The 24,503-nt window shown below is 60.3% G+C and carries 18 protein-coding genes; 6 read left to right on the top strand and 12 right to left on the bottom strand.

All coding sequences use genetic code 11. From position 1 onward, the window contains the following. Nucleotides 1-19: 19 nt before the first annotated feature. Nucleotides 20-748 carry a GntR family transcriptional regulator gene (locus V1T76_RS21750; protein ID WP_330562786.1) on the bottom strand — a complete coding sequence of 243 codons (729 nt, stop codon included), beginning with the start codon at nucleotides 746-748 and terminating at the stop codon, nucleotides 20-22. An 86-nt stretch (nucleotides 749-834) separates the two neighbouring features. On the opposite strand from V1T76_RS21750, the gene V1T76_RS21745 reads away from it, so the two are divergent. Then, entirely contained in the window at nucleotides 835-1,602 is a 768-nt protein-coding gene (locus V1T76_RS21745) for an amidohydrolase family protein (protein WP_330562785.1), read from the top strand. A gap of 64 nt (nucleotides 1,603-1,666) precedes the next feature. On the opposite strand, the gene V1T76_RS21740 is transcribed toward V1T76_RS21745, so the two are convergent. Further along, the gene (locus V1T76_RS21740) at nucleotides 1,667-1,945 is read right to left on the bottom strand and encodes a hypothetical protein (RefSeq protein WP_330562784.1); all 279 of its coding nucleotides are present in this window, start codon (nucleotides 1,943-1,945) and stop codon (nucleotides 1,667-1,669) included. Nucleotides 1,946-2,527: 582 nt separating this feature from the next. Between V1T76_RS21740 and V1T76_RS21735 the strand changes: the two genes are divergently transcribed. Continuing rightward, nucleotides 2,528-3,730: a glycosyl hydrolase family 8 gene (locus tag V1T76_RS21735; RefSeq protein WP_330562783.1), complete on the top strand. Its 1,203-nt coding sequence runs from the start codon at nucleotides 2,528-2,530 to the stop codon at nucleotides 3,728-3,730. 49 nt (nucleotides 3,731-3,779) lie between these two features. Here the strand turns inward: V1T76_RS21735 and V1T76_RS21730 are convergent, their stop codons facing one another. Then, nucleotides 3,780-4,322, bottom strand: coding sequence for a TetR/AcrR family transcriptional regulator (locus tag V1T76_RS21730; RefSeq protein WP_330562782.1), 543 nt, complete (start codon nucleotides 4,320-4,322; stop codon nucleotides 3,780-3,782). Nucleotides 4,323-4,524: 202 nt separating this feature from the next. Between V1T76_RS21730 and V1T76_RS21725 the strand changes: the two genes are divergently transcribed. Together V1T76_RS21725 and V1T76_RS21720 are read left to right on the top strand one after the other, a co-directional pair. Beyond that, complete coding sequence (locus tag V1T76_RS21725; protein ID WP_330562781.1) at nucleotides 4,525-5,385, top strand: alpha/beta fold hydrolase; 861 nt, start codon at nucleotides 4,525-4,527, stop codon at nucleotides 5,383-5,385. Between the two features lie 457 nt (nucleotides 5,386-5,842). Beyond that, the gene (locus V1T76_RS21720; RefSeq protein WP_330562780.1) at nucleotides 5,843-7,522 is read left to right on the top strand and encodes a methyl-accepting chemotaxis protein; all 1,680 of its coding nucleotides are present in this window, start codon (nucleotides 5,843-5,845) and stop codon (nucleotides 7,520-7,522) included. A 146-nt stretch (nucleotides 7,523-7,668) separates the two neighbouring features. Here V1T76_RS21720 and V1T76_RS21715 read toward each other — a convergent pair whose 3' ends face one another. From V1T76_RS21715 to V1T76_RS21680, 8 genes are all read right to left on the bottom strand, one after another. Next, the gene (locus V1T76_RS21715; protein WP_330562779.1) at nucleotides 7,669-8,484 is read right to left on the bottom strand and encodes an ATP-binding cassette domain-containing protein; all 816 of its coding nucleotides are present in this window, start codon (nucleotides 8,482-8,484) and stop codon (nucleotides 7,669-7,671) included. Next, entirely contained in the window at nucleotides 8,477-9,514 is a 1,038-nt protein-coding gene (locus V1T76_RS21710; protein ID WP_330562778.1) for an ABC transporter ATP-binding protein, read from the bottom strand. The genes V1T76_RS21715 and V1T76_RS21710 overlap by 8 nt, the downstream gene beginning before the upstream one ends. Before the next feature lies 1 nt (nucleotide 9,515). Next, nucleotides 9,516-10,412: an ABC transporter permease gene (locus V1T76_RS21705; RefSeq protein ID WP_330562777.1), complete on the bottom strand. Its 897-nt coding sequence runs from the start codon at nucleotides 10,410-10,412 to the stop codon at nucleotides 9,516-9,518. Beyond that, nucleotides 10,409-11,416, bottom strand: coding sequence for an ABC transporter permease (locus V1T76_RS21700; RefSeq protein WP_330562776.1), 1,008 nt, complete (start codon nucleotides 11,414-11,416; stop codon nucleotides 10,409-10,411). Before V1T76_RS21700 ends, V1T76_RS21705 begins: the two co-directional genes overlap by 4 nt. Nucleotides 11,417-11,482: 66 nt before the next feature. After that, nucleotides 11,483-13,057 (bottom strand): ABC transporter substrate-binding protein, encoded by a 1,575-nt coding sequence (locus V1T76_RS21695; RefSeq protein ID WP_330562775.1) that lies wholly within the window; start codon nucleotides 13,055-13,057, stop codon nucleotides 11,483-11,485. Between the two features lie 53 nt (nucleotides 13,058-13,110). Next, nucleotides 13,111-16,965, bottom strand: a complete 3,855-nt coding sequence (locus V1T76_RS21690) for a hydantoinase B/oxoprolinase family protein (protein ID WP_330562774.1) — start codon at nucleotides 16,963-16,965, stop codon at nucleotides 13,111-13,113. Nucleotides 16,966-16,981: 16 nt separating this feature from the next. Further along, nucleotides 16,982-17,719: an IclR family transcriptional regulator gene (locus V1T76_RS21685; protein WP_330562773.1), complete on the bottom strand. Its 738-nt coding sequence runs from the start codon at nucleotides 17,717-17,719 to the stop codon at nucleotides 16,982-16,984. 179 nt (nucleotides 17,720-17,898) lie between these two features. Continuing rightward, a complete protein-coding gene (locus V1T76_RS21680; RefSeq protein ID WP_330562989.1) occupies nucleotides 17,899-19,050 on the bottom strand; it encodes an amidohydrolase in 1,152 nt (383 codons plus the stop codon). A 375-nt stretch (nucleotides 19,051-19,425) separates the two neighbouring features. Between V1T76_RS21680 and V1T76_RS21675 the strand changes: the two genes are divergently transcribed. Beyond that, complete coding sequence (locus tag V1T76_RS21675) at nucleotides 19,426-20,805, top strand: glutamate decarboxylase (protein WP_330562772.1); 1,380 nt, start codon at nucleotides 19,426-19,428, stop codon at nucleotides 20,803-20,805. Between the two features lie 92 nt (nucleotides 20,806-20,897). Beyond that, nucleotides 20,898-21,791: a hypothetical protein gene (locus tag V1T76_RS21670; protein ID WP_330562771.1), complete on the top strand. Its 894-nt coding sequence runs from the start codon at nucleotides 20,898-20,900 to the stop codon at nucleotides 21,789-21,791. A gap of 132 nt (nucleotides 21,792-21,923) precedes the next feature. Here V1T76_RS21670 and V1T76_RS21665 read toward each other — a convergent pair whose 3' ends face one another. Next, on the bottom strand, nucleotides 21,924-24,332 hold the full coding sequence (locus V1T76_RS21665; RefSeq protein WP_330562770.1) for an aminotransferase class III-fold pyridoxal phosphate-dependent enzyme: 2,409 nt from the start codon (nucleotides 24,330-24,332) through the stop codon (nucleotides 21,924-21,926). Between the last annotated feature and the right edge of the window lie 171 nt (nucleotides 24,333-24,503).

Below are 24,503 nucleotides of genomic sequence, written 5' to 3'. Positions count from 1 at the left end.
CTCCTGGTTGTGTTTTGTATCAGCCGATGCGGCTGCGATAACGGAACCGGTTTGCCGGGCCGCGAGCGATACGCCATTCGAGCGGCGTACCCTTGATGGAATAGGCGGTGCGTTCGATCACCGCGATTGCCTCACCCGGTTTGATGCCAAGTCGGGATGCGGTCGTTTCATCCGCAGTTCCGAAACTCACTTCGTCATCGGCCGACGCGACGAAGACATCAAAACGGTCGAGATAAACCGGGTAGAGCAGCGGGCCGACCTCATTGTCCGGGATCGTTTCGAAGCCGGCGAAAAGGTTTGCCGGGATGTAGATTTCCTCGCTCAGGAACGGCCGGTCGGCAAAATCGCGCAGGCGTTCGATCCGGATGACGTCATCGGTGCCCAGCACCTTTGCGACCGCTTCCGGCGCCTTCACGCGTGTACGCGACAGCAGTCTGCTCGTGGGAATGCTCTGGCCGCTGCCAGCGTCGCGCATCTGGAAAAAGCGGAACAAGGTCGCATTGAAGGCGGGTTTGCGAAGATAGGTGCCCGAGCCCTGACGCCGCTCGAGAAGGCCTTCGTCCACCAGCATCTGGACAGCCTTGCGGACTGTGCCGACGGAAAGGCCGCCTTCACGGGCAAGGCGATTGTCGGAGGGAAGCGCTTCATCGGCACGCCATTCACCTGCAGCGATGCGCGCGGCAAGTTCGTCGCGCAGCCGCAGATAAGCGGGCAGCCTTGTATCGATCATCGACGCCGTTTGGACCATTAACTCGTCCTCCTCGTGGCCACGAAACATCATTTGACCTCTCTAGTCAACCAGTTATATATAGAACTTGAAATCGAGGAGGTTGAATGTTCAGATTCGATTGCCACGCCCATGTCTATGAACGCGTCGTGCCAGCGGGGACCGTCCGGTATCTTCCGGAGCACCCTGCTCCACTTACTCAGTGGCTTTCGAAGATCGCCTCAAACGCTCTGACGGGAGGGGTAATCGTTCAGGTCAGCTTTCTCGGCACCGACAACAGCCAGCTTCTTTCGGCGCTGACCGGCCTGGACAAGCGCCGTTTCGCAGGAGTTGCGGTCACAAGCCTCGATGTGAGCGAAAAGGAACTCGAGGCGCTACTTCAGGGCGGAGTGCGCGGGCTGCGCTGGAACCTTGTCGGGGATGCCCCGCTTCCGGACCTGCAGTCGGACTGCCTGCGCCGCTTCGCCAGCCGCTTGCGCGCGCTTGGGATGCATGTCGAAATCCAGCTCGAAAGCCCCCGGCTCGCAGACTGGCTGCAGCCGCTGTCGCGTCTGGGACTGCCTGTCGTGATCGATCATATCGGTCTGCCGGTCTCAAAGGATGCACAGCGCGAACCCTGGATCGAGGCACTGTCGACGCTCTCTGACCGCTCGTCCTTTTTCGTCAAGCTGAGTGCTCCTTATCGGGGCATCGCCGACCCTCGCGACCATATCTCGCGCCTGCACCGGTTGCTGGGCGACGGACGCTTCGTCTGGGGCAGTGACTGGCCGCACACGAGGCACGAGGATTGTGCCGTCTATGAAGGATTGCTGGCGCTCGGTGAAGACTATGACGACGCCAGTGCCGCGAACATCCTTTACGGCATCACGGCCTGACGGGCCGGTCATGCCCGTCGCCGGTACTGCGAGTGCACCCTCGGTGCCTCCGGCGGTTCCAACTTCAGAGCTTGCGCAATTTTTTCAGCACAGCCGACAGCATGCCGTTGAATGTATCGATTTCTTTCTGGGTCGACTCTGAAAACGAGTTGTCGAAGAGATTGCGAGCTTCAACAAAGGCTTCATTGCGCAGATTGTCGCCTTTCTCCGTCAGGCAGACTTCGGTGACCCGGCCGTCGTTGAGCATCCGCTGGATGACCTTTGTGATGGTGTTCAGCTTTTGCGCGGAAAACTGTGCGATCTCCGAGACAGACAGGTATTTGTCTTCGTAGAGGCTCATCATGGCCCGCCATCGGGGACTATCGATGCCGTGCAACTTAATTCTGCATTCAAGAGCATCGGAGCAGGCCGCATGAATCAGGCTGTTCCAGTAAAAGGGCCATTTTTCCTTAAGGTGTGCAGGGCTGTCTTGTCGACTTTTTGTCATTTTTTGCCTGTCAGTTCTTCGTAACCTGCGGATAAAACATTCCTTTCCCCTTATGTATGAGGTGTCTCCCTAAATTCTTTCAAGATAGCGTTTGGTCTGGTGATGCAATCGGATCTCCTATCCTTCGGGCCGGACACATAAGGCTGACCATTCAGGTTCCAGACGGTCGCATTACCTCGGAAGGGGTCGCTCCGGTCCACTCGCGATAGGCTCGCCAGACCGACTTATTAAATTCTTGATTTTGAGAGTTTAAAGGCACACGGCACCTTCAACAGCGGATGGCGGAATGACTTAGGACATTCTGTTCCGAACGCCCAGGAATTCGTCAGTTCGCAGATCAAAGTTCGTATATTTCAAGCTGGCCCAAGCTGTTGTGCTTCTGGGCAGCTTTGACATGTCGTAGAACGGAGGGCGTACTTCCGTTTTCAAGGAGAACATGTGTTGTTCCGTTTTCTTGCGACGCTCGTCTGGTGTCTTCTTCTGCTTCTGCCCGTTGCGGCCCGTCCCCTGTTTCCATCGCAACCTCAGGCGGAGCGCCTGGCGGCTCTGGACAGGTTCTGGGCGGACTGGAAGAAAACCTACCTCCATGAAGGGTGCGGCGGTGCTTACGTCGACACGTCGGGGGATGAGAAGCCGACGTGGGGCGGCAGTGCCACCGGCACACTCACCGTTTCCGAAGCACACGGATATGGCATGCTGGCGCTCGTCAAAATGGCGTCGCGCGATCCAGAGGCGCAGGAAAACTTCACAAGCATGGTTGCCTTCTATCGCACGCACCCGGCATCCTCCGGCCCCGGTCTGATGGCCTGGAACCAGACCCGAGATTGCAAGGATGCTCCGGACGGGGGCGATATGTCGGCAACCGATGGCGATCTCGATACGGCCTTGGCGCTTCTTCTGGCTGACGAGAAGTGGGGAGGTTATCGAGAGGCCTTCGATCAAGCCCAGCAGGCGATTTTGGAGCGTGAGGTTACGGCTGACGGCATGATGCGCCTCGGCGACTGGGCGGTTGATGAGGACTACTCCGGAACATCCCGGTCTTCTGACTTCATGCCGGCAAGTTTCGCGGGCTTCGCAAAAGCCGCCGGCGATTTGTCTCCACGCTGGACATCCATTCGCGATCGCGGCTACCGGGTATGGGGTGATATCGCCGAGAACCACGCGGGAAACACCGGTTTGGTTCCGGACTTTCTGGTCGGGCTTCCTGAAGACCCAAGGCCCGCAGAGGCCGACTTTCTGGAAGGCGCCGGCGACGGCCAGTTTTCCTGGAACGCCCTCAGATTTCCCTGGAGGCTCTCACTCGATCTTGTTGAGACAGGCGACACGCGTGCCGCAGACCATCTCATGGTGATCAACCGCTGGATTCGCGGTGCGGCAAAAGAAGACCCATTCCGGATCGCGACAACATACCGACTGGACGGAAGCATTCCGGAGGATCAGTCAACTGGCTCCGCGGCCTTTATCGCCATGTTTGCCGCTGCCGCGGTTGCCGGTAGCGGTGACCCCGACGGAGACCAGGCCTGGCTTGATGCTCTGTGGTCGGCCATGATAAGCATCCCGCTTGCCGATGAAGACTATTATGGCAATACGCTTAAATTGTTGGCGATGATCGAGCTCTCAGGACAGTGGCAGGAACACTGATTCATCCGGGCCGAACCGCGGCTGATGCCTGAAGAGGTGTTGCTGCGTGTCAAGGCTTCTGTTTCGCGGCATCCAAAAGGTCTTGCGCCAACGCTTCCGACCCTACAGCTCGGGCCAGTATAAGGGCACCAACCATCGTGGATAACTGCCGCATCGCCTCATTGCGATTGCCGTCCGGCCCGGCGAGCAGATCGACACTCGCCTCCAAAGCCTCCGCGAAAGCTTCCTGAACCTTGCCCCCCTGGCGCGGCGCTTCGGCTGCCAATGCCGCATAACAACACCCATCCGACCTGTTCTCGATATGCAATGGCGTAAGATATGACCTTGCGATGACTTCGCCAGGCGCATCGTCAGATGCGGCAATGACATCCTCCCACTTCTTCCGGTTCTCGGCCAACGCGGCTTCGGTCGCTTCTGCCACCAGCGCCGCCTTGTCCTGAAACTGCTTGTAAAATCCACCGTGGGTCAGGCCGACCGCTTTCATCAGGTTGGCAACGCCAATCCCGTCATAGCCGTGTTCCCGGAACAGGTGGCTGGCGGCAGACACCACCTTTTTCCGATTTTCCTCGGCAACTTCACGGCTGACGCGCATACCTGCCTCCTTTGACTTAAGATTATTTTCATAATCTAATCTTGACGACTTAAAGATTACAATAATAATCTATAATTCGACGCGACCGAAACGCCGTAAAGACCGATGCCTCATCGACAGGCTCAAGAATGGGAAAGTCGCATCCAGGTGTTGCGCCCGCAGTCGCATCCGACATCGACCACCTTTGAAAAGGGAGACAGACATGACACTCAACATCCGGGAAGCCCGTTCCAGTACGGACATGAATGTAACCGACGTGAAAGGCACACCGATCGCCTGGCGCAGCCAGGGCGAAGGGCGCCCGCTGCTGATGCTCAACAGGTTCCGGGCGGCAATGGCCGACTGGGATCCGGCGCTCACCGCAGCACTTGCCGCGAGCCATCGGGTTATTACATTCGACAACGCCGGCGTTGGCGATAGCGGAGGAAGCGTCCCAGACACCCTGGAAGGCGCGGCCGATGTCGCCATTGGTTTGGTAGACGCGCTCGATCTGGAAAATCCGCATGTGCTCGGCTGGTCGATGGGGGGAATGACCGCACAGATCCTTGCCGCCAAATATGGCGACCGGCTGGGCGGCGTCGTTCTTGCCGGGACCACCCCGAGTTTTGCGGTGAAGGGAGCGATCCCTCTTCCCGAAGAATGGCTGGCAGTCGCCAGGAAGGAAGACAACTCACCCCGCGACATGCTTTTCCTCTTCTACGCTGATAGCGAGAGCAGCCACGCGGCCGGCATGGCTTCACTTACCCGTATCGGCGGGGGTGATCCGGTTGCCGGGGCTGCATTGAAAACCACCCTGGAAACCTACGCTGGACAAGGCATCGCCACGCGTAAATTCTTCCAGGGCGAGGATGGAGCCTTCAAACGGCTTGGCAAAATCAACGTTCCAGTCCTCGTCGCCAACGGTGATCGCGACAGGGCCTTTGCGGTCGAAAACTCGCTGGCGCTGGTCAGGGCGATCCCGAATGCCCAGCTCGCCATCTATCCCGATTCCGGACACGCCTTCCATTTCCAGTATGCGGAACGCTTTGCAGAAGACGTTACCCGCTTCCTGGCTTGCGCCTGAAAGGGCTCTCCTGGGTGGCCCAAGCGCCTTCGCACGGGCCGTTCATCACGAGCCCAAACACATCAGACAGTCGAAAGAAAGTGAGCATCCGGCGGGCGCTTCTTTTCAGCTTCGCTCTCATGTTGCACTGCGAAAGCAGGACAACAAAAAACAGCGCAAGTTATCAGCCCGGCTCCGACGGAGGCTCACCTTCGACCGCATTCAGAGATCTCTCTGCGTAAATATGCGTACTCTGAGACCTGCCGCAGAAAGGCCAAATCCTCCAGAACAGTATCGGTATAGAGGAAGGAAGAGATGACTTTGCCTAACCTTGCGCCACCACATTGATGAAATTGCCCGATGCACAACTTTGTGCAGCGCACATAAACCTTTTCGCAACGCCCTCTCATGTAAAGGCTGAGGTACAGGAGCCACCACGCGGTGCAACCCTAACTCCTTGTCTGCGGAGATCGGTCAGGTGCTGAAGAATATTTCCATCGTCAAGAAAATGCTTGGCGTCATCATGCTTTTGAGTTTCGCGGCTGCGGGAACCACCTGGCTGGCTTACAGCCAGTTGACCGGTGTCACGCAGACATTCAACAGGGTCGGGCTTTCGGAAGAAGCAGCCCGCGAAGCGATGGACCTGCGCATCGATATCGTCGCCATCAGCCGCATGACCTATCAGCTTGCGCTCGATGCGGAAAATGCCGCCGATTACCGCGCCCAGAACAAGCGCCGCGTCGAAGAAATGCTCGACCGGCTACCGAAGCTGGAAGCTGTTGCGGATGCAGAGGAAATCAAACAGCTCGACACGGTACGGACCTCGCTCAAATCCTACTTCTCCAATATCGAACAGATGATCGATGTTGCTGAACGCTCACCGGAAGACAACGCGGCCATCAATGCGGCGCTCGACGTTGCCTTGCAGGGCCAGAAGACGGTGACCGACAATGTGAAGGTCTACAGCAATTACTCCTCCGCGAAGATGGCGACGCTGCGGGAGAGCGCCAGCGAGAACGCCCGGTCGGCTGCATCCAGCCTGGTGATCATTGCGGCACTGGCGGTTATCTTCTCCATTGCACTCGGCATCTGGATTTCCCGCTTCGGCATCGCAAAGCCGATCTCGCGTATCGTGGACACGTTCAAGGAACTCGCACGGGGTAACCTCGACGTTTCCATCGAAGGAACTGAGCGTACGGACGAAATCGGCGACCTGGCAAAAACGGCGCATTATTTCCGGGAACAGGCCGGGGAAAACGCCCGCCTAGCCCTGGAGAACGAAGACGAAAAAGCCCGTGCGGAAGAAAAACGCCAGGCGGAACTGCACAAGATGGCAGCCCAGTTCGAGGAAGCTGTCGGTAGCATCGTTCAGTCGGTTTCCGCGGCAGCGTCTCAGCTCGAGACCTTCGCTCGCGAGATGTATGAGACCGCGAATGTAACCTCCGAACGGTCCGGCACGGTGGCAACCGCTTCAGAAGAAGCCTCCTCCAACGTTGAAACAGTCGCCTCCGCGACTGAGGAGCTGACCGCGTCGGTACAGGAGATCTCCGGTCAGGTCGACCGCTCCAACAGCATTTCCGACGAAGCCGTCAGAGACGCGGATTCTGCGGCCAGCAAGGTACACGGCCTGTCCAGCGCCGCCCAGAAGATCGGCGACATCGTCGAACTGATCAGCGGCATCGCTGCACAGACCAACCTTCTTGCCCTCAACGCGACCATCGAGGCCGCTCGCGCCGGCGATGCCGGCAAGGGCTTTGCCGTGGTTGCTGCCGAGGTCAAGGAACTTGCGGACCAGACAGCCCGCGCGACCACCGAAATTGCCGATCAGATCGCGGAAATCCAGAGCTCGACCGACGAATCCGCAACCGCCATCAACGGTGTTGCGACGACGATCGGCAAGGTCAAGGAAATCAGCACTGCGGTCGCCGCCTCGGTGGAGCAGCAGGCTGCGGCAACACAGGAAATTGCGCACAACATCCAGCAGGCCGCCATGGGCACCATGGAAGTCTCGCGCTCGATCGGTACCGTTACCGAAGCGGCTACGAAATCGAGTGCAACCGCGAACGAAGTTCTTCAGGCTTCCGGCGACCTTGCCAAGCAGTCGGAGTTTCTGCAGTCCGAACTGAGCAGGTTCCTGGCCACCATCCGGGCTGCCTGATCAACGACCAAACGGACGTCCTTATGTTTGACAGGCGATGGCGGCCCGGCTGCCATCGCTTTTTTGTTGTCCCGCAGCAGGCAGAAACCTGGTGCGCTTTACCGGTCTTCCTGTTTCAAAAAGAACCGGGACACATCACCAAGCCCTCAGGCTGCGCTGCCCCGAACCTTTACTTCCGGCATTGCCCCGATCAGCATCTTGGCGTAGTCGCTCTTCGGCGCGTCGAAGATCTCGTCGGTCTCGCCCTCTTCGACAAGCTCGCCGCGATAGATGAGGGCAACCCGGTCGCACAGGTAGCGCACCACGGCAAGGTCGTGACTGATGAAGAAATAGGTGAGCCCGAGTCGGTCCTGCAAATCGCACAAGAGGTTCAGCACCTGGGCCTGGACTGACACGTCGAGCGCCGATGTCGGCTCGTCAAGCAACAAGAGCTCAGGACCCGAGGCAAGCGCCCGGGCGATACAGATGCGCTGGCGCTGCCCACCGGAAAATTCGTGCGGAAAGCGCGAGAGGTGCTGGGGTCCAAGGCCGACAAGCGACAGAAGTTCGGCCGCACGATCGGTGCGCTGACCACGGTTCAGATTCAGAATGTCGTTATGAACGAGCATCGGTTCGGTGACGATGTCGCGCACCGACATGCGCGGGTTCAGCGACGCATAGGGGTCCTGAAAAACGATCTGAACGCGGGCCCGCAGGCGCCGAAGTTCGGCGGACGAAAGATGGGCAAGATCCTGCCCCTCGAACAGAATGCGCCCCGCAGTCGGCGTTTCCAGATGCAGAATGGAACGGGTCAGTGTCGTCTTGCCCGACCCGCTTTCGCCGACCAGCCCGAAGCTTTCCCCTTTCTGAACCGAAATCGAAACGTTGTTGAGCGCCTGTACCTCGGCAGTGCGTCCGAACAGCGTGCGCCTGGCACCGTAGATTTTGGAGACATTCTCAATCTGCAGGATCGGCTCAGGCATCGACGAGATCCTCCGTTTCGTTAAGGCGGATACAGGCGGCATGATGCGTGCCGCCAACTTGAACGGGTTGTGGCAGCGTCTGCGTGCAGGCTTCGACGGCGCGTGAGCAGCGAGGCGCGAACCGGCAGCCCGGCGGCGCAGAGATGAGGTTTGGCACCGACCCGCCGAGACCGTTCAGCGAGCCCCGCTTCGAATGCTTGGTCGGGATCGATGCCATCAGAGCCTTGGTGTAAGGGTGCGCCGGGCGCTCGATCACCTCGGCGACAGGACCACTTTCAACGATATTGCCTGCATACATCACCGCGACATGAGAGCAGGTCTCGGCCACGACGCCCAGGTTATGCGTGATCAGGATGACACCGATAAAATGGTCGGCCACCGTCCCCTTGAGCAACTTCAGGATCTGCGCCTGAACCGAAACATCCAGCGCGGTCGTCGGCTCGTCGGCGATCAGAAGATCCGGCCGGCCGATCAGCGCCATCGCGATCAGCACGCGTTGGCGCATGCCGCCCGAAAACTCGTGCGGATAGTTGTCGAGCCGCGCCTCGGCGTTGGGTATGCCGACACGATCCAGCATGTCTCCCGCCAAGCGCCGCGCCGCACGTCGGCGCTCGCGGCGGCTTGCGTTCGGCGGGCAATCGAGGATCGACGCATCGTGACTTGCGGCCGCGAGAGCGACATCAACAAGTTGCTCGCCGATGCGGTAGGACGGATTGAGGTTGGTGGTCGGGTCCTGGAAGATCATCCCGATCCGCTTGCCGCGCAGGCTCTGCACCTCTTTTGCCGGAAGGCTCAGAATATCGCGGCCCTCGAACAGGATCTCGCCGTCGATGTAGCGCGCGGGCGGCGTGGAGACGAGCCGCGAGATAGACAGTCCCGTCAGCGACTTGCCGCAGCCGGATTCCCCGACAAGGCCCCAGATCTCACCGCGATTGACCGTCAAGTCGATGCCGTTCAGAACATGCGCCGCCCCGTCGAAACTGGTCATCGTCAGATGCAGGTTGCGGATATCAAGCAGTGGGTAGGTCATCTCAGCGCCTCGCTTTCGGGTCGAGGATGTCGCGCAGGCCGTCGCCAAGCAGGTTGAACCCGAACACCGCGAAGAACATCGCCATGCCGGGAGCCATAGCCGTCCACCAGTAGTCTGGCATGTAGGAGCGCGAGAGCGACAGAAGGGTGCCCCATTCCGGGGTGGGCGGGCGCACACCGATCCCGATGAAGCCAAGTCCGGCCACCGTCAGGATCGCGAAGCCCATGTCGAGCGACATCTTCACGATGATCGGCGAGACGACGTTGGGCAGGATATGTCGGAAGAGGATGCGCGAGGGATTGGCCCCGATGGCCCGTGCGGCCGTCACATAAACTTCTTCACGCGCGGCCAGCACCTCACCACGGACCAGGCGCGCATATCCCGGCCACCAGGAGAGGGAGATCGCGATCACCATGTTGGTGAAGCCTGGGCCGAGCGCCGCGGCAATCGCCATGGCCAGGATCAGGCTCGGGATTGTCAGCGTGAGGTCGGTCAGCCGCATCAGGCCTTCATCGGTCCAGCCGCCGACAAACCCCGCCACCGCTCCGACGAGTGTACCGATCAGCGTACCGATGAGGACGACCCCGAAACCGGCGAGAACCGAGACCGTTGCCCCTGCCATCACGAGAGACAGGACATCCTGACCAAGTTCGTTCGTCCCGAAGGGATGTGTCAGCGAAGGTGGTTGGAAGCGATTGGCAGTGTCGACAGCTCCGGCTACATGCTCGGGGTATGGTGCCAGGATGGTGCCGAAAGCGGTGAAGAACAGCACGATAGCAACGACAGCCGCACCAAGCATCGACAGCTTGCTTTGCCGAAAGCGAAACAGCGCGCGGCGCAGGCGGTCGTCGGCAGGACGCGGGATCTCGACCTCGGAAGTCTGGGCAGTCTCGCTCATGAGTAGCGTACCTTCGGGTTGATGACCCCGTACAGCAGGTCGATAACAAGGTTGGCGGCAACGAACATCAGGCCGATGACGAGAGCCACACCGATGACGGGCATCATGTCCTGCGAGATGATCGCCTTCGTTGCGTAAAGGCCAAGACCCGGCCAGTCGAACACGGTTTCCACCAGCACGGTTCCGCCCAGAAGCCAGCCGAAGTAAAGCCCGATGACCGTCAGCGTTGCGGAAACGGCATTTCGGGCGATGTATTTGAGGATGATCTTCGCACGTGGCAGGCCGAGCGCGCGGGCGGTCGTGACATAGTCCTGGCCCATCACCTCGATGGTTGAGGCGCGCATCATGCGCATGATCGTGGCCAGCGGCGAGAGGGACATGGCGATGGCGGGCATTGCCAGATGCCGAAGGGCGGTCACGAAGGTGTGCATGTCGCCTGCCAGCAGGGAATCGATCGTGAGAAAGCCGGTTACGGTTGGCGGCGGAATGACGATGATCGGCAGACGGCCGCCGAGCGGCAGCCACATCAGCCACATTGCGAAGCAGAGTTGCAGCAGCAGTCCGAGAAAGAAGCGGGGCATGGAAATCGCGCCGATGGCAACGACCTGCGACAGGTAATCCGGCCAGCGGTTGCGCCAGACGGCGGTTGCCAGGCCAAGCGGGATGCCGATGCATACGGCAATCAGCATCGCGGCGATGACGAGTTCCAGCGTTGCCGGCAGGTAGGCCGCGATGTCAGCCGCCACGGGGCGCCGGGTCAGAAGCGATGTGCCGAGGTCGCCGTGCAGAAGTCCGGACAGGTAATCGAAGTATTGCGTCCAGATCGGCTGATCCAGTCCAAACTCGCGCGCCAGGGCGTCGATTTCGGACTGGGTGGCGTTCGGCCCTGCAGCCAGAGAAACCGGGTCGCCGGGCAACAGCCGCGCAATGGCGAACATGATCACCGTCAGCCCGATGACAACGGGTATAAGCAGCAGGATCCGCCGCAGGATGAAATACAGCATCTCAGACGCCCTTTGATTGGGAACGGCCGGGCGCAGGTATTTGCGCGCCCGGCCTCAACGGGAAGGTCAGAGCGACAGCGGCCAGGCCTCGATCGCATTGGAGGCAACCGGTGTGAAGTGGTAGCCCTTCACGTTGTCGCGCATGCCAAGCTTGCGGCGTTCAAGCACGCCGAAGATGTCCGGCGCGTCGGCAACCACCTTCTTCTGGAATTCTCCGTAGATCTCGACCCGTTTGGCCGGGTCGATCTCCGCACGGCCGGCCTCGATGAGGGCGTCGACCTCCGGATTGTGATAGACGGCGTTCTGCCAGCCACCATTGCGCGAGGAGTGGTAGGCGGCAAAGGCGATGTTGTCGGGATCGCCGTAGTTGGCGGTCTGATAGACCGGGAAGAGATCCGGGAAGGTTTCCGGTGACTTGCAGGCAGCGACCATGTCCGGCCATTTCAGCGGCTGGATTTCCAGGTCGATGTTCAGCTTCTTCAGGCTGTCCAGCATGATCAGCGCCCAACGGCGTTGCTGCTCCAGGCCAGAAACATGAACCATCTTGAGCGTCAGGCCCCCCTCGGGATACTCGGTCTTGGCCAGATATTCCTTGGCCTTGTCGAGATCGGTCCGGTAGACCTCCAGATCCGGATTGAAGCCCAGAATACCGTTCGGCAGCGGGCCCGTCATCAGATCGGCGTAGCCGGCTGCGTCGAGGATAGCCTGATAGTTGGTGGCGTAGGAAATCGCCTTGCGCAGATTGACGTCGGCGAGCGGGCCCTTTTCCGTGTTCATCTTGATCGAGAAGGTACGGTATTCTGGTTCGATCACCCGCACCACGCCTGGTGCGTCCTTCAGCGAGTCCATGTCTTCGGAGGTCAGATCGACCGCGATATGTGCCTCGCCCCGCTGCAGCATCAGCCGCTGCGTTGCCGTTTCACGCACGATCTGCCAGATGACGCCATCAAGGTTGCCGCCAGCCGGCTGCCAGGCGTCGGCCACGCGTGCAAGGTGATATAGCGTACCGACTTCGAAGCGGGCGACCTGGAAGGGGCCGGACCCGGCGGTGTTGGTCAAAAGCCAGCTCTGGCCCTGATCGTCGCCAAGGTTTGCTTCAACGGCGGCTTTCTCCACCACGAAGATCCACGGCAGAACCTGAAGAAAAGCCGCAAACGGTGTTTCCAGCTTGAATTCGACCGTGCCCGCATCCACTGCACTGACGCCTTCCGGGGTCACAATTCCGCGGATCATCCAGGAATTGCCCTTGGCGAGTTCCAGCGCACGCTGGAAGGAATACACCACATCATCCGCGGTTACCGGATTGCCGCTGTGAAACTTCGCAGCCGGGTTCAGTTTGAACGTGTAGGTCAGGCCGTCTTCGCTCATCGTCCAGCTTTCGGCCAGCCCGGGAACCGGCTCGGGCGGATTGCCGGAAACACGGACGAGCGGATCGTAGACGTTGCGCAGGAAGAATGAAGCGGAGTAGCCCGTCGCAGTATGCGGATCAAAGTTCGGAATGTCCTGACCCGATGCGATGATGAGAATGTTGCTGCCCGACTGGGCAAAAAGCTGTGTGGGGAAACTCGCTGCCGCGAGGCCCGCCCCGGCCATGGCCAGAAGGCCACGGCGGGAGACATTGAACTGCTTGGATACGGTCATCAGTTTGCTCCTTACTGGATCGGTCTGTTTTCTTTTCTTTTTATCTTGAGCCCTCAGGCCCCTACCTTCCCTAGTTCCTTTTCCGCGTGTGCCTGTTCGGGTACCGCAGTGTTCTGGTAATGCTGGCGCACGTGTTCCGGTGTCACGTAACCATGGGCCAGGTCACGGGCCACAGCGGCCTGGTCGCGTTCGTCCGGGTTGCCGAAGCCGGCACCACCGCCGAGCACAAGCTCGACGATCTGGTCGGTCGTATGGAGGGACACCAGCGCGCCGGTGCCGCAGTCGCGCAGCAATTCGCCGTCGCTGCTTTGCACAAGACCGCGTGCCCCGCCGCCCGCTTCGCCGCCGAACAGGCCCGGGATCGGGTTGTCGACGCCTTCCGGATAGACCGAGACAAGCATTTCCTGACCGTCCTCATCGCGCTTGCGGAAGCGGACCATCTGACCAAGCCCGCCCCGGCTCTTGCCGGCGCCGCCGCTGTCCGCCAGGAAGGTCTTTTCCAACACCAGCACGGGAACGCGGCTCTCCATCAATTCAATGGATGTATTTGCAGCCGAGGTTGGCCAGAGCAGCGAGGAATGACCGTCCTTGCGCTCGGAGCCGCCCTGTCCGCCGCCGCAGAACAGCATGTCGGAATAGAACTGACCGTCACGGTCCTGGCCATAAATATTGGCTGCCACTGCCAGCCCGGTGAAGGATTGCACCTTGTCCGGCGCCGCCTGTGCCAGCGCCCGGAAGATGTTCGGCGCAAGATACCAGCCGGTGCGTGTCCGCAGGTTCACCGCCGCCGGATACGTCGGGTTCAGGATCGACCCCTCCGGCGCCTTTACCGTGAATGGACGATAGCAACCCGCATTGCCCCGAACCGAAGGTGTCAGCATGCATTTCAGCGGATAGGTGGCATGCGCCGCCGTGTAGTTCAGCGTGGCGTTGAGGCCACCTTGCGGCAACTGCGGCGGAGCCCCGTCGAAATCAACGGTGATGTTGTCGTCCTCGACCTTCACCAGCACCGGATAGGTGATCGTTTCTCCGAGCGGATTGTTGGTGATGGTCGAGCGGTACTCGCCATCCGGCAAGGCACGAATGGCATCGCGCATCGCCTTTTCAGACAGACCCTGCACAACTTCCGCCAGAGCGCCAAGGTCATGCATTCCGTAGTCATGCATGAAGGCATCCAGACGCTCGACGCCCAGCTTGTTTGCCGCGACGAAGGAGAAGATATCGCCCAGAACCTGTTCGCCGTTGCGCACGTTCTGCTTGATGAGGTGGATCAGCGTTTCGTTGGGAACCCCCGCATCGAACAGTTTCATCGGCGGGATCTGCAGGCCCTCTTCGTAAATCTCACGGGCGCGGAGCGAGTCCTTGGTGCCGCCGATATCAGAGACATGGCCAACCGTGCCCATCAGTCCGACGAGCCGGCCATCCCGGAACGCCGGCGTGACGATGGCTATATCGAAGAGGTGACCCGCACACAGCCAGGGGTCGTTCGTGATCAGCACGTCGCCCGGCTTCAGCGTCTCGGCCGGATAGGCCTTGAGCAGCGCCTTGACCGCACGTGGCAGCGTCAGATTGAAGACCGGCATTGCGCGCGGGGAATGCGCCAGGGTCTCGCCGTCCTTGTCCAGGAGTTCGCAGGCAAAATCCTGAGCCTCGGCGATGACCAGCGAGAAGGCTGTGCGGCAGACGGTGAGCCACATTTCCTCCACCACGTTGACGAGGCGGGACCACATGATCTCCAGACCGATCGGATCGGACTGAATACGCGCCACGGCATCCGCACGGGACATATCGGCGGTCACCAGCGCGTCAGCAGCCTTCATGGTGCCAAGCGTCACGCAAAGGTTCAGACCATCGTCGATGGCAACGCTGTCGGACGGGCCGATGACGGTCGTGGACTCACGCTCCTCGATAATCGCCGGCCCCTTGATCTCGTCGCCGGACTGCAGGGCGTAACGATCGTAGACAGCGGTCTCGAACGCGCCTTCTTCGAACCAGCACTGACGGTAGCCCTTGATCCGTGTGGCAACGTCGCCGCCCCCGGCAGCACCGGTCAGAGCCGGTTTCGGGGTCGGACCGGCAACCCGGACGCGGAAGTTGACCGCCTCGAAACGCGCGCCTTCGAAAGGTTCCGCATAACGGGCCGAATAGGCACGCACAAAGGCTGCCCGGATATCCGGCAGGTCGGTCTCGCTGAGGTCGTTGACCGGCAGCGGCACGGAGATGTCGTGCATCTGACCAACAAGCCGCATGTCGGCACTGCGTTCGATGATCGCATCGCCCCGGCCAATGCCGGCACGCTCCAGATGACGCAGGCCTTCTTCTTCAAGCTCGTGCAGAAGCGCGTTGACACCCGCTGCGTCGAAGCCCGGCGCAAGTTCCACTCGTAGCGAACGCACATCCTCGAAGGACAGCGGCGCGGCAAGGAAGCCGAGGGCCGATGCGGCACCGGACGCCGGCGGGATCAGAACGGAGCTGACACCCATGACACGGGCAACGTCCACCGCATGGGCAGGACCTGCGCCACCAAAGCCGACCATCGCATATTCACGCGGATCCTTGCCGCGTTCCACCAGGTGAACGCGCGCGGCCGAGGCCATGCTTTCCACGACAACCTTGTGGATGCCGAGGGCCGCGTCTTCCACAGTCAAACCGAGCGGCTCCGCCACGCTGGCAATGGCCGAGCGAGCCGCGTCCAGGTCGAGCTTCATGCGACCGCCGAGAAAGAAGCCCGGATCGTAGTAGCCAAGCACAAGGTTGGCGTCCGTAACCGTGGGCTGCTTTCCGCCAAGGCCATAACAGGCCGGGCCCGGATCGGAGCTGGCCGAGTGCGGCCCGACTTTCAGGAGGCCCACTTCGTCGATTGCAGCGATGGAGCCGCCGCCCGCGCCGATCTCGATCATTTCGATCACCGGAGCCTTGATCGGCAGGCCGGAGCCCTTGGTGAAACGGTGCACACGGGCGGCTTCCATCATTGGAGCCACTTCTGCGCGGCCGTCCTCGATCATGCAGGCCTTAGCCGTGGTGCCGCCCATATCAAACGAGATGACGTCCTTCAGACCGGCGCCTTCAGCGAACAGCGCCGTTGCCAGTCCGCCACCGGCCGGGCCACTTTCGAGCAGCCGGATCGGGAAGTCGCGTGCGGTTTCCAGCGAAACAAGGCCGCCAGCGGAATGCATCAGCCGCAGGGGACCGGCAAAGCCGCGTGCTCTTAGCGCCTCTTCCAGCCGGGTGAGGTAACGATGCATCAGGGGCTGAACGAAGGCATTCGCACAGCTCGTCACGGTGCGCTGGTATTCTCCCATTTCGGCGACAACGTCGCTCGAAATCGAAATCGCGAGATCCGGGAACGCTTTGCGCACGATTTCGGCAGCGCGGCGCTCATGTGCGGAATTGGCGTAGGAATGCATGAAGACGATGGCGATCGCCTCGCACCCTTCAGCGACAAGTGCCTTTGCCGCGGACAGAACTGCGGCTTCATCAAGCGGGGTCACGACATCGCCGGCGGCGGTAACGCGCTCATCCACTTCCAGACGAAGGTCGCGGCTGACGATCGGGTCCGGGAAAGAAACGAACAGGTCGTAAATGTCGTACCGCTGTTCCGTGCCCATTTCCAGAATGTCCCGGAAGCCCTGCGTGGTGATCAGCCCGACCGGCGCGCCCTTGCGCTCGATCACCGCGTTGGTGACGAGCGTGGTGCCGTGAACGATCTCGGACAGGTCGGCATGGCTGATGCCACGCATTTCCAGGATTTCTTCCAGCCCCTTCAGGGCCGCCTCGGATGGGTCATGCGGAGTGGTCAGGCGCTTGTGCAGCGTGACCGAAGCCGTCTGCCGATCATAGAGAACGAAGTCCGTGAAGGTCCCGCCAATGTCGAAGCCGACGCGCCAGCGGGGTTCGGAAGTTGTCATTCCAGTCGTCCTTTCATCAAATCTTCGGGGTGACAAAGCCGGTATCACCCAGTTCTTCGGCTATCCGCGTCGCTCCTGCGGCAAGTGCGGCAAGCATTTCGTTGTGGCCGCTCTGATCGACGACCGCGTGCGGGTAGACGATGCAGAGGCTGACAGCCTCGTCGGTGGCCGGATCAGCAACCGCAATGGCAATGGAATCGACGCCGGGCGTCGCTTCCTGACTGGAGGTTGCGTAGCCCGTGGTCCGTACTTCGGAGAGTTTTTCAAGAAGGACATCAAGTGCGGTGTCACCTTCATAAAGGGCCCGCACCTCCTCGTCCGTCAGCCGCGCCAGCAGAGACCGGCCGGTGGCACTCATCGCGGCGGGAAGACGGCGGCCGATGTTGCTGACAACCCGCAGGGCGTTGGTACCGGGAAAATCAGCGACCGCAGTCACCTCCCGGCCTACACGCAGCGTGATGTAACCGGTGTGCCCGAAGCGCAGTCCAACCTCGCTCATGACTTCGCTTGCGCGGCCGATAAGGCCCGACGACCGGCGGAAGGCCGCCGCAAGGTCGAGCATCAAGCGGCCTGGCCTGTGGCGACGGGTGTCACCGATGGTTTCCAGCATGCCGGCCTCACGCATTGCCTTCAGAAGCCGGGACGCATTCGCCTTGGGCATATCCAGGCGCGTCGTCACTTCAGACACCGTCAGGTCGGTGCAGTCCGCTCCGAAGAGCCTGAGCACATCAGCAGCATTCTTGAGGATCGACATCGGTCAAAGTTCCATTTTATGGATCTACTGTTCCATTTTTTGTTACTATGTTGCCCGGAGAAATTTTGTCAACCGGAATCTGGATGCCCGTCACCCAAACGTGCGAACGCAAACGGCCGGCCCCAGGGAGGGCCGGTCGCGGCAAGGAACTGAAAACGGAAAGAGAAATGTTCGGCGGATCAGCCGCCCCGTGTTTCCACGATGCGCGCAAAAATACTCGCGCCGACAGGCAGAATCGTGTCGTCAAAGACAAAGCCGGGATTGTGCAGCGGCACGTCGCCATTGTGGCCGAGGTTGAAGAAAGCCCCTGGAACAACTCTCAGCAAATCGGCTATGTCTTCCGATCCCATGGTCACCTCGGCGTCCGCCGCCGCGTTGTCACCAACCACATCGCGAGCGGCCCGGATGGCATCCGCAGCGCGATCCGGATCGTTGATGAGCACGTCGAAGACACGGCGGACATCAACGTCGATGCGCACATCATGAGCAGAGGCAACACCGCTGCAGATTGCACGAAGCCGGTGTTCGATCATGTCGCCATCCGCCGCTTCCATGAACCGGAAGGTTCCGCGCAGGACAGCCTCGGAGGGAATGACGTTGTAGGCAGAGCCTGCATGAAATTCCGTCACCGACACCACAGCGGCGTGGGTCGGATCGGTGTTGCGCGACACGATCTTCTGAAGTTCGTTGATCAGTCCCGCACCGACCGCGATCGGGTCCGCCCCCATCTGAGGCATGGCGCCATGACTGCCCCGGCCGTGAACCTCGATATCGAAAAAGGCAGCGCCCGCCTGCGCCCTTCCCGGCCGGATGCTGACCTGTGAATGGGAGTTGTAGGGAGAATTGTGAAGACCATAGAGTTCATCGCAGGGAAACCGCTCGAACAATCCGTCCGCCAGCATCGCCCTTGCCCCGCCGAGCCCTTCTTCCGCGGGTTGAAAGATAAACACCACGCGGCCCGCAAAATTACGGGTTTCAGCCAGATAGCGTGCAGCGCCGAGCAGCATCGTCATGTGCCCGTCATGGCCACAGCCGTGAAAGACGCCCGGGTTCTTGGAGCTGTAAGGAAGGTTTGTCTGCTCTTCCATCGGCAAGGCATCCATATCTGCCCTGAGCCCGATTGTCCTGCCTGGACGCGCCCCTTCCAGGACGCCGACGACACCGGTTCCCCCGACACGACGCGTAACTTCAATGCCCCAGCTTTCCAAGAGGCTGGCAACGTTGGCGGACGTTCTTTCCTCACAAAACCCGATCTCGGGAAATTCATGAAAATCCCGCCGGATCGCAGTGAGGTCCTCGGCATAACTTGAAATGAGATCTAGGACGGGAATGGCTGGATCCTCCTGTTCACGGGCACCCGACGCGCGATATTTTGACAGTTTGAGACCTTGGAAATCGGATAGGACGGGTGGGAGCCAGTCATCTGGGCGCGATTTCCAAACGCGATGCTGGGTACAACATTCGGATCGTTTGGCATAGCCGCCAAATTCCGTTTCAGCTGGCTACGCGGAGAATGCCCGCTTCGGGGTGACAGGCGGACCGGCGGACAGGTTCACCTATTCGGAAATGTCCACGTGCTGCAGTGCATCGCTTGGCGAAAGTGATATGTCATAAACTTAAAGCAGACAAATCTGCTGGAAATTGATGACCAAAAGCATCCATAGAGGTCATGGTCCGACTTTCCAAAATCCTGACAGGAGAGAGAAATGAGCAAGACCCGTCACCATCAATACGACGAAGTCTACGGAGCACGGGACGCCGTTTCCTCGCTGCCGAAATCGGAGTTCCCCAAGAGCGAACGAGACCCGCGCCATGTCTATGCCGTCGTCCGGGACGAGTTGATGCTTGATGGCAATGCGCGGCAGAACCTGGCGACCTTCTGCCAGACCTGGGAAGAACCGGAAATCCATCAACTGATGGAGGACTGCATCGACAAGAACATGATCGACAAGGACGAATACCCGCAAACGGCAGAAATCGAGCGGCGCTGCGTGCAGATGCTTGCAGACCTCTGGCATGCTCCGGAAGGCTCGGCGACGGGGTGTTCGACGGTCGGTTCAAGCGAAGCGGCCATGCTTGGCGGCCTTGCCATGAAAAGACGCTGGGAGGCAAAGCGGCGCGCCGAAGGCAAGCCGACCGACAAGCCCAACCTGATCACCGGTCCGGTTCAGATCTGCTGGCACAAGTTCACCCGCTACTGGGATATCGAACACCGCGAAATTCCCATGGAAAACGGCCGGTTGCTGATGACGCCGGAGGAAGTCCTCAAGCTATGCGATGAGAACACGATCGGGGTGGTTCCCACTCTAGGTGTCACCTTCACGGGGGAATTCGAGCCGGTAAAGGACGTCAGTGATGCGCTGGACGCATATGAAGCCGATACCGGCCTGGACATTCCCATTCATGTCGATGGCGCAAGCGGTGGTTTCCTCGCACCCTTTTGTGCACCCAAGCTGGTCTGGGATTTCTCGTTGCCGCGCGTGCGTTCGATCAACGCCTCGGGTCACAAGTTCGGCCTTGCTCCTCTGGGTGTGGGCTGGGTGCTCTGGCGGGAAGAGAAGGACCTGCCGGAGGACATGGTGTTCTGGGTGAATTATCTCGGCGGCAACATGCGCGACATCGCGCTCAACTTCTCACGTCCGGGCGGACAGGTCGTCTGCCAGTACTACAACTTCCTTCGTCTGGGCCACGAGGGATACGCCAAGGTGCACGGCGCCTGCTACAAGAGCGCAAGGTATCTGGCAGATGAAATCGGCAAACTGGGTTTGTTCGATGTGGTTTTTGATGGCGACCCGGAGCGCGGCATACCGGCGGTTTCCTGGAAAATGAAAGAAGGCGAAGACCCCGGGTTCAATCTGTTTGACCTCGCCGACAGGCTGCGTGTCCGGGGATGGCAAGTTCCGGCCTACACGCTCCCGGCCAATTGCCAGGATCAGGCCATTCAGCGCATCCTCGTGCGCAACGGCGTCAGCCTGGATCTCTGTTCACTCCTGATCGACGACATGAAATCCGCGCTGGATCACCTCACCGTCCATCAGCCGAGCAAACCTCTGCAAAGCGACGAATTCTCTGGATTTCACCACTAAGCGTGGACGTCCTGCGCTCCTCGGAGCGCAGGACAGCCATTCGGCCCTCGTAACAAGAGAAGCCGGGACTGCAAGAGCGTGCGGGAAGCGGAATGAACGGAACAGAACAGGCTTTTGCCGCAACCATGGAAGAAGTCCACCGCAAGGGGCCCTGGCCGTTCGTCACCTACAGAAGGTTCAGCCTGCCGGGCGAACACTTCGTCTGGCGCTCACGGCGGCACAGAAAGGGGCTTGTTCGGCTGCCGCAGCAAAGCAGCCAGCCCTTCTGGCATCGTCCGGCGTACAACTGGTGGACGGGCCTGTCGTTTGCGATTGGCGCGTTCCTTTTCATGCTCGGATCGTTGCTGTCGCTTGTGCCGACCTCCCTTGAGAGCCTGCAGATCAACCTCATTTTCTTCGCCGGTTCCGTCCCTTTCACCATCGCTGGCTACCTCCAGCATTTCCAGGCAGCCAACACGGTAGAGTTCACCGGCACGGCACCACAGGCCGCGTCCGATCAACCCATCCGGTTCATAGGCTGGCAGCCGGCAAACGCTGGCTGGTGGTGTACGCTGACCCAGTTCGTCGGAACGGTCGCGTTCAACTTCAATACCTTCGACGCAATCCACGCGCCTGCGGCCTGGTACACCCAGGATCTTGTCATCTGGGTGCCCGGGATGATTGGATCCGTCTTGTTTCTGGTCTCCGGCTACCTCGCCTATATCGAGGCAGGTCACGCGCACTGGTCGTTCAGGCCTTTCGAGATGGAATGGTGGATCGTCTTCATCAACCTTCTCGGTTGCGTCGCGTTCATGATCGCGTCGACGATTGCCTTCACCCCGAAGGGCGCCGAGCCAGCCTGGATCGGCCAGATGTCGAACGCCAATCTGTTCACGGGCGCCCTCTGCTTTTTCACAGGTGCCGTGCTCCTGATGATCGAAGCCCGGATGGATTGGGAAAAGACCGCGCATCTGTCCCTCTCCAGCGAGCCCGCCGTGCAGTCATGAGCGTTGCCGTTTGGGAGCGCACTTCGCCCCGACGCCAAAGCTGCTGACACCGGACCCGGTCCGGAGTGATTGACAACCATTTGCAATGAAGCCCGGTGCTGCCCAGCACCGGGCTTCAGTCTTATCCGTCCATCAGACAGCTTGGGAGCGGAGGTCGGCCGGCACCTCCGAGAGCGCCGTCTCCAGAGCTTCAAGACACCTTGCTGCATCGGCATTGCTGAACACGAGCGGCGGACGGATCTTGATGATGTTGCCGAGGGGCCCGGTGGAGGAAACCAGAACGCCGAGCGACTTCATTCGTTCACGCACCCAGCGGGCTGCGAGTTTCGCCGGGGCCCTGGTGGTGCGGTCCGTCACGAGTTCGACGCCGAGGAAGAGACCTCGTCCCTGAATGTGGCCGACGATCTCGTGCCGTTCCATCAGGTCAGCAAGGCCCGCACGCATGGTTGCCCCGCTCCTGGCCGCATTGCCCTGCAGGTTTTCTCCCCAGAGCACGTCCAGACACGCATTGCCAACGACCGCCGACACCGTATTGCCGCCGAAGGTGTTGAAGTAGCCGCCATTTGCCTGAAGCTTTGCGGCAATGTCACGCCGTGTCACAAGCGCCGCCATCGGATGCCCGTTCCCCATCGGCTTGCCCATGGTGACAATGTCCGGTTCCACGCCAAAGGCCTGGAACCCCCACATGTGCGTTCCCGATCGCGCGAAGCCCATCTGAACCTCGTCGGCAATTGTCAATCCGCCATGGGTCCTCACTCTCGCATAGACCTCAGACAGATAGTCCGGCGGAGGAACGAGAGATCCGTTCCCGTCGAAAATTGAATCGATCATCAGGCCGGCAAGTCCTCCGCCCCGGTCGTCAAGAAGGCGCGCTGCGCTGTCGACATGGCCGGCATATTTCGACCCGGCGTCGTTGTCGCCATGCCTGTAGAGCCCGCGGTACAGATTGGGCGGCGGCACTGTTTCCACCCAACCGGGTCTGTCGTTGGCGTCATAATCGATGAGCGACAGCGGGGCGCAGACCGAGGTATTGCCGTGATAGCTGTTCTCGGTAATGACGATCCCTTCCTTGCCCGTCACAGCCCGGGCCATTCGCACGGCCAGATCATTCGCCTCGGACCCCGTGCAGACGAAAATCCAGGTATCGAGATGCGCCGGCAACGTCGACGACAATCGTTCGCCCAACCTGACCACTTCACGGTGCAGATAACGGGAATTGGTGTTGAGCGTACTCGCCTGACGCGTCAGCGCGTCGACGACATAGGGATGGCAATGGCCGAGATTTGCGACGTTGTTGTAGCAGTCCAGATATTCGTTGCCCGACGCGTCGTAAACCTTGCAACCACGCCCCCTGACGAGCTCAAGCGGCTCGTTGTAGAAAGTGTAGGTCTTGCCGAGAACGGTTTCGCGATGCTGCAGCAAAGACGGGGTGGGAAGCGACTGAACCGTGGAAACAGCCGTGCTCATCGGCACGACAGACGGCAGCATGCCGGCGACAAAAGCGGCGTCGGTCACCTGTGCAATACGCTCGATCGCATTCATGTAGAAGGCCTGCAAGTCACCTAGCGGCGTATCGAGCCCGTTGACTGAAGACTGGTAGGAAACGATCCCCACTTGCAACAGCAGCCGAGCAAGCACGAGGCGGCGCAGAACCGCAAGGTCATCGGCTTCCAGAGGCATGAACCGCTGGTACCCCCGTGCAAGGCAGGTTGCAGCGTAAACCGGGTCGTCTGCCCAGTGGATCAGCGAGGCAATCGTAACGGCCAGATCTTGTACGACAGGGCCATAGACCATGTCGCCGAAGTCGATGACACCCTGGACGCTGAACCCGGAAGTCAGGTCCGCAAGGACGTTGGATTCGTGAAAGTCGTTGTAGATGACCTGTGCGCGAAGCTTCGGCAAGTCCTCGGACGTCGCCTTGGCCAAGTCCGGCAACAGGTTTCGCGCAACCGGTCTGATGCGCTCAGGCATATGGATCAGAAGCCGTTCGGCAAGCTGAGGAGCGTTTTTCAGATCCCAAGGCATGCTCGCCGGGGAGCCACGGCCCTGAAACCCCTGAAGCGCACGCGCCAGGCGGCCACTCATCGCCCCCAACGTGATCAGCTCTGCCGCTTGAAGCGTGTGTCCGGAGGACTTGATGCAGTCAAGAAGCGTTTGCCCTGCAAGGAAGGTCAGAACCCTCACGGTATGCATCTGGCCGTTCGCGTCGGAAAGACGGCCCATGGCTTTCCCTTGCAGGGTCCGCTTGACCCGCGGCACCGGATAGCCTGCATCGATCCTTGCAATATGATCCAGCGCCTCGATCTGGAACGCGAGGCTTTCGACTGGTTCTTCAAGTGAGGCCACCTTGACGACGAATTCCTGCCCCTCGCCTGTGGCCAGACGGAAATTCTGTTCGCGCTCCCCGCCCAACCGGCGCCATGTTCCCGTCAGGCCGTATAAAGTCGCAACTTGTTCTTCAATCAAGGCAAGATCCAGATCCGGCGCCGAAATGCTGGCAAGCATGGCGTCAATCTCATCGAGCTTCGGATTTGACTGCATATTCAATAGGTTACCTCATAGTGCGGGGAAGACCATCCGCCTGGCGGGCACGAACTAAGTCGCATAATGCTCGGGCAGATAGCCCAGGCAAGCACCGGACAGGTTCAGGTCCGCCTGTGCGACCGAAAGCCCCACGGCTTCCACCACGAGAAGGAAGTCAAGGATGAGACG

This window comes from Roseibium sp. FZY0029 (assembly GCF_036350355.1).
Taxonomy (GTDB): Bacteria; Pseudomonadota; Alphaproteobacteria; order Rhizobiales; family Stappiaceae; genus Roseibium.
This window is presented reverse-complemented; position numbering and strand designations above follow the sequence as displayed.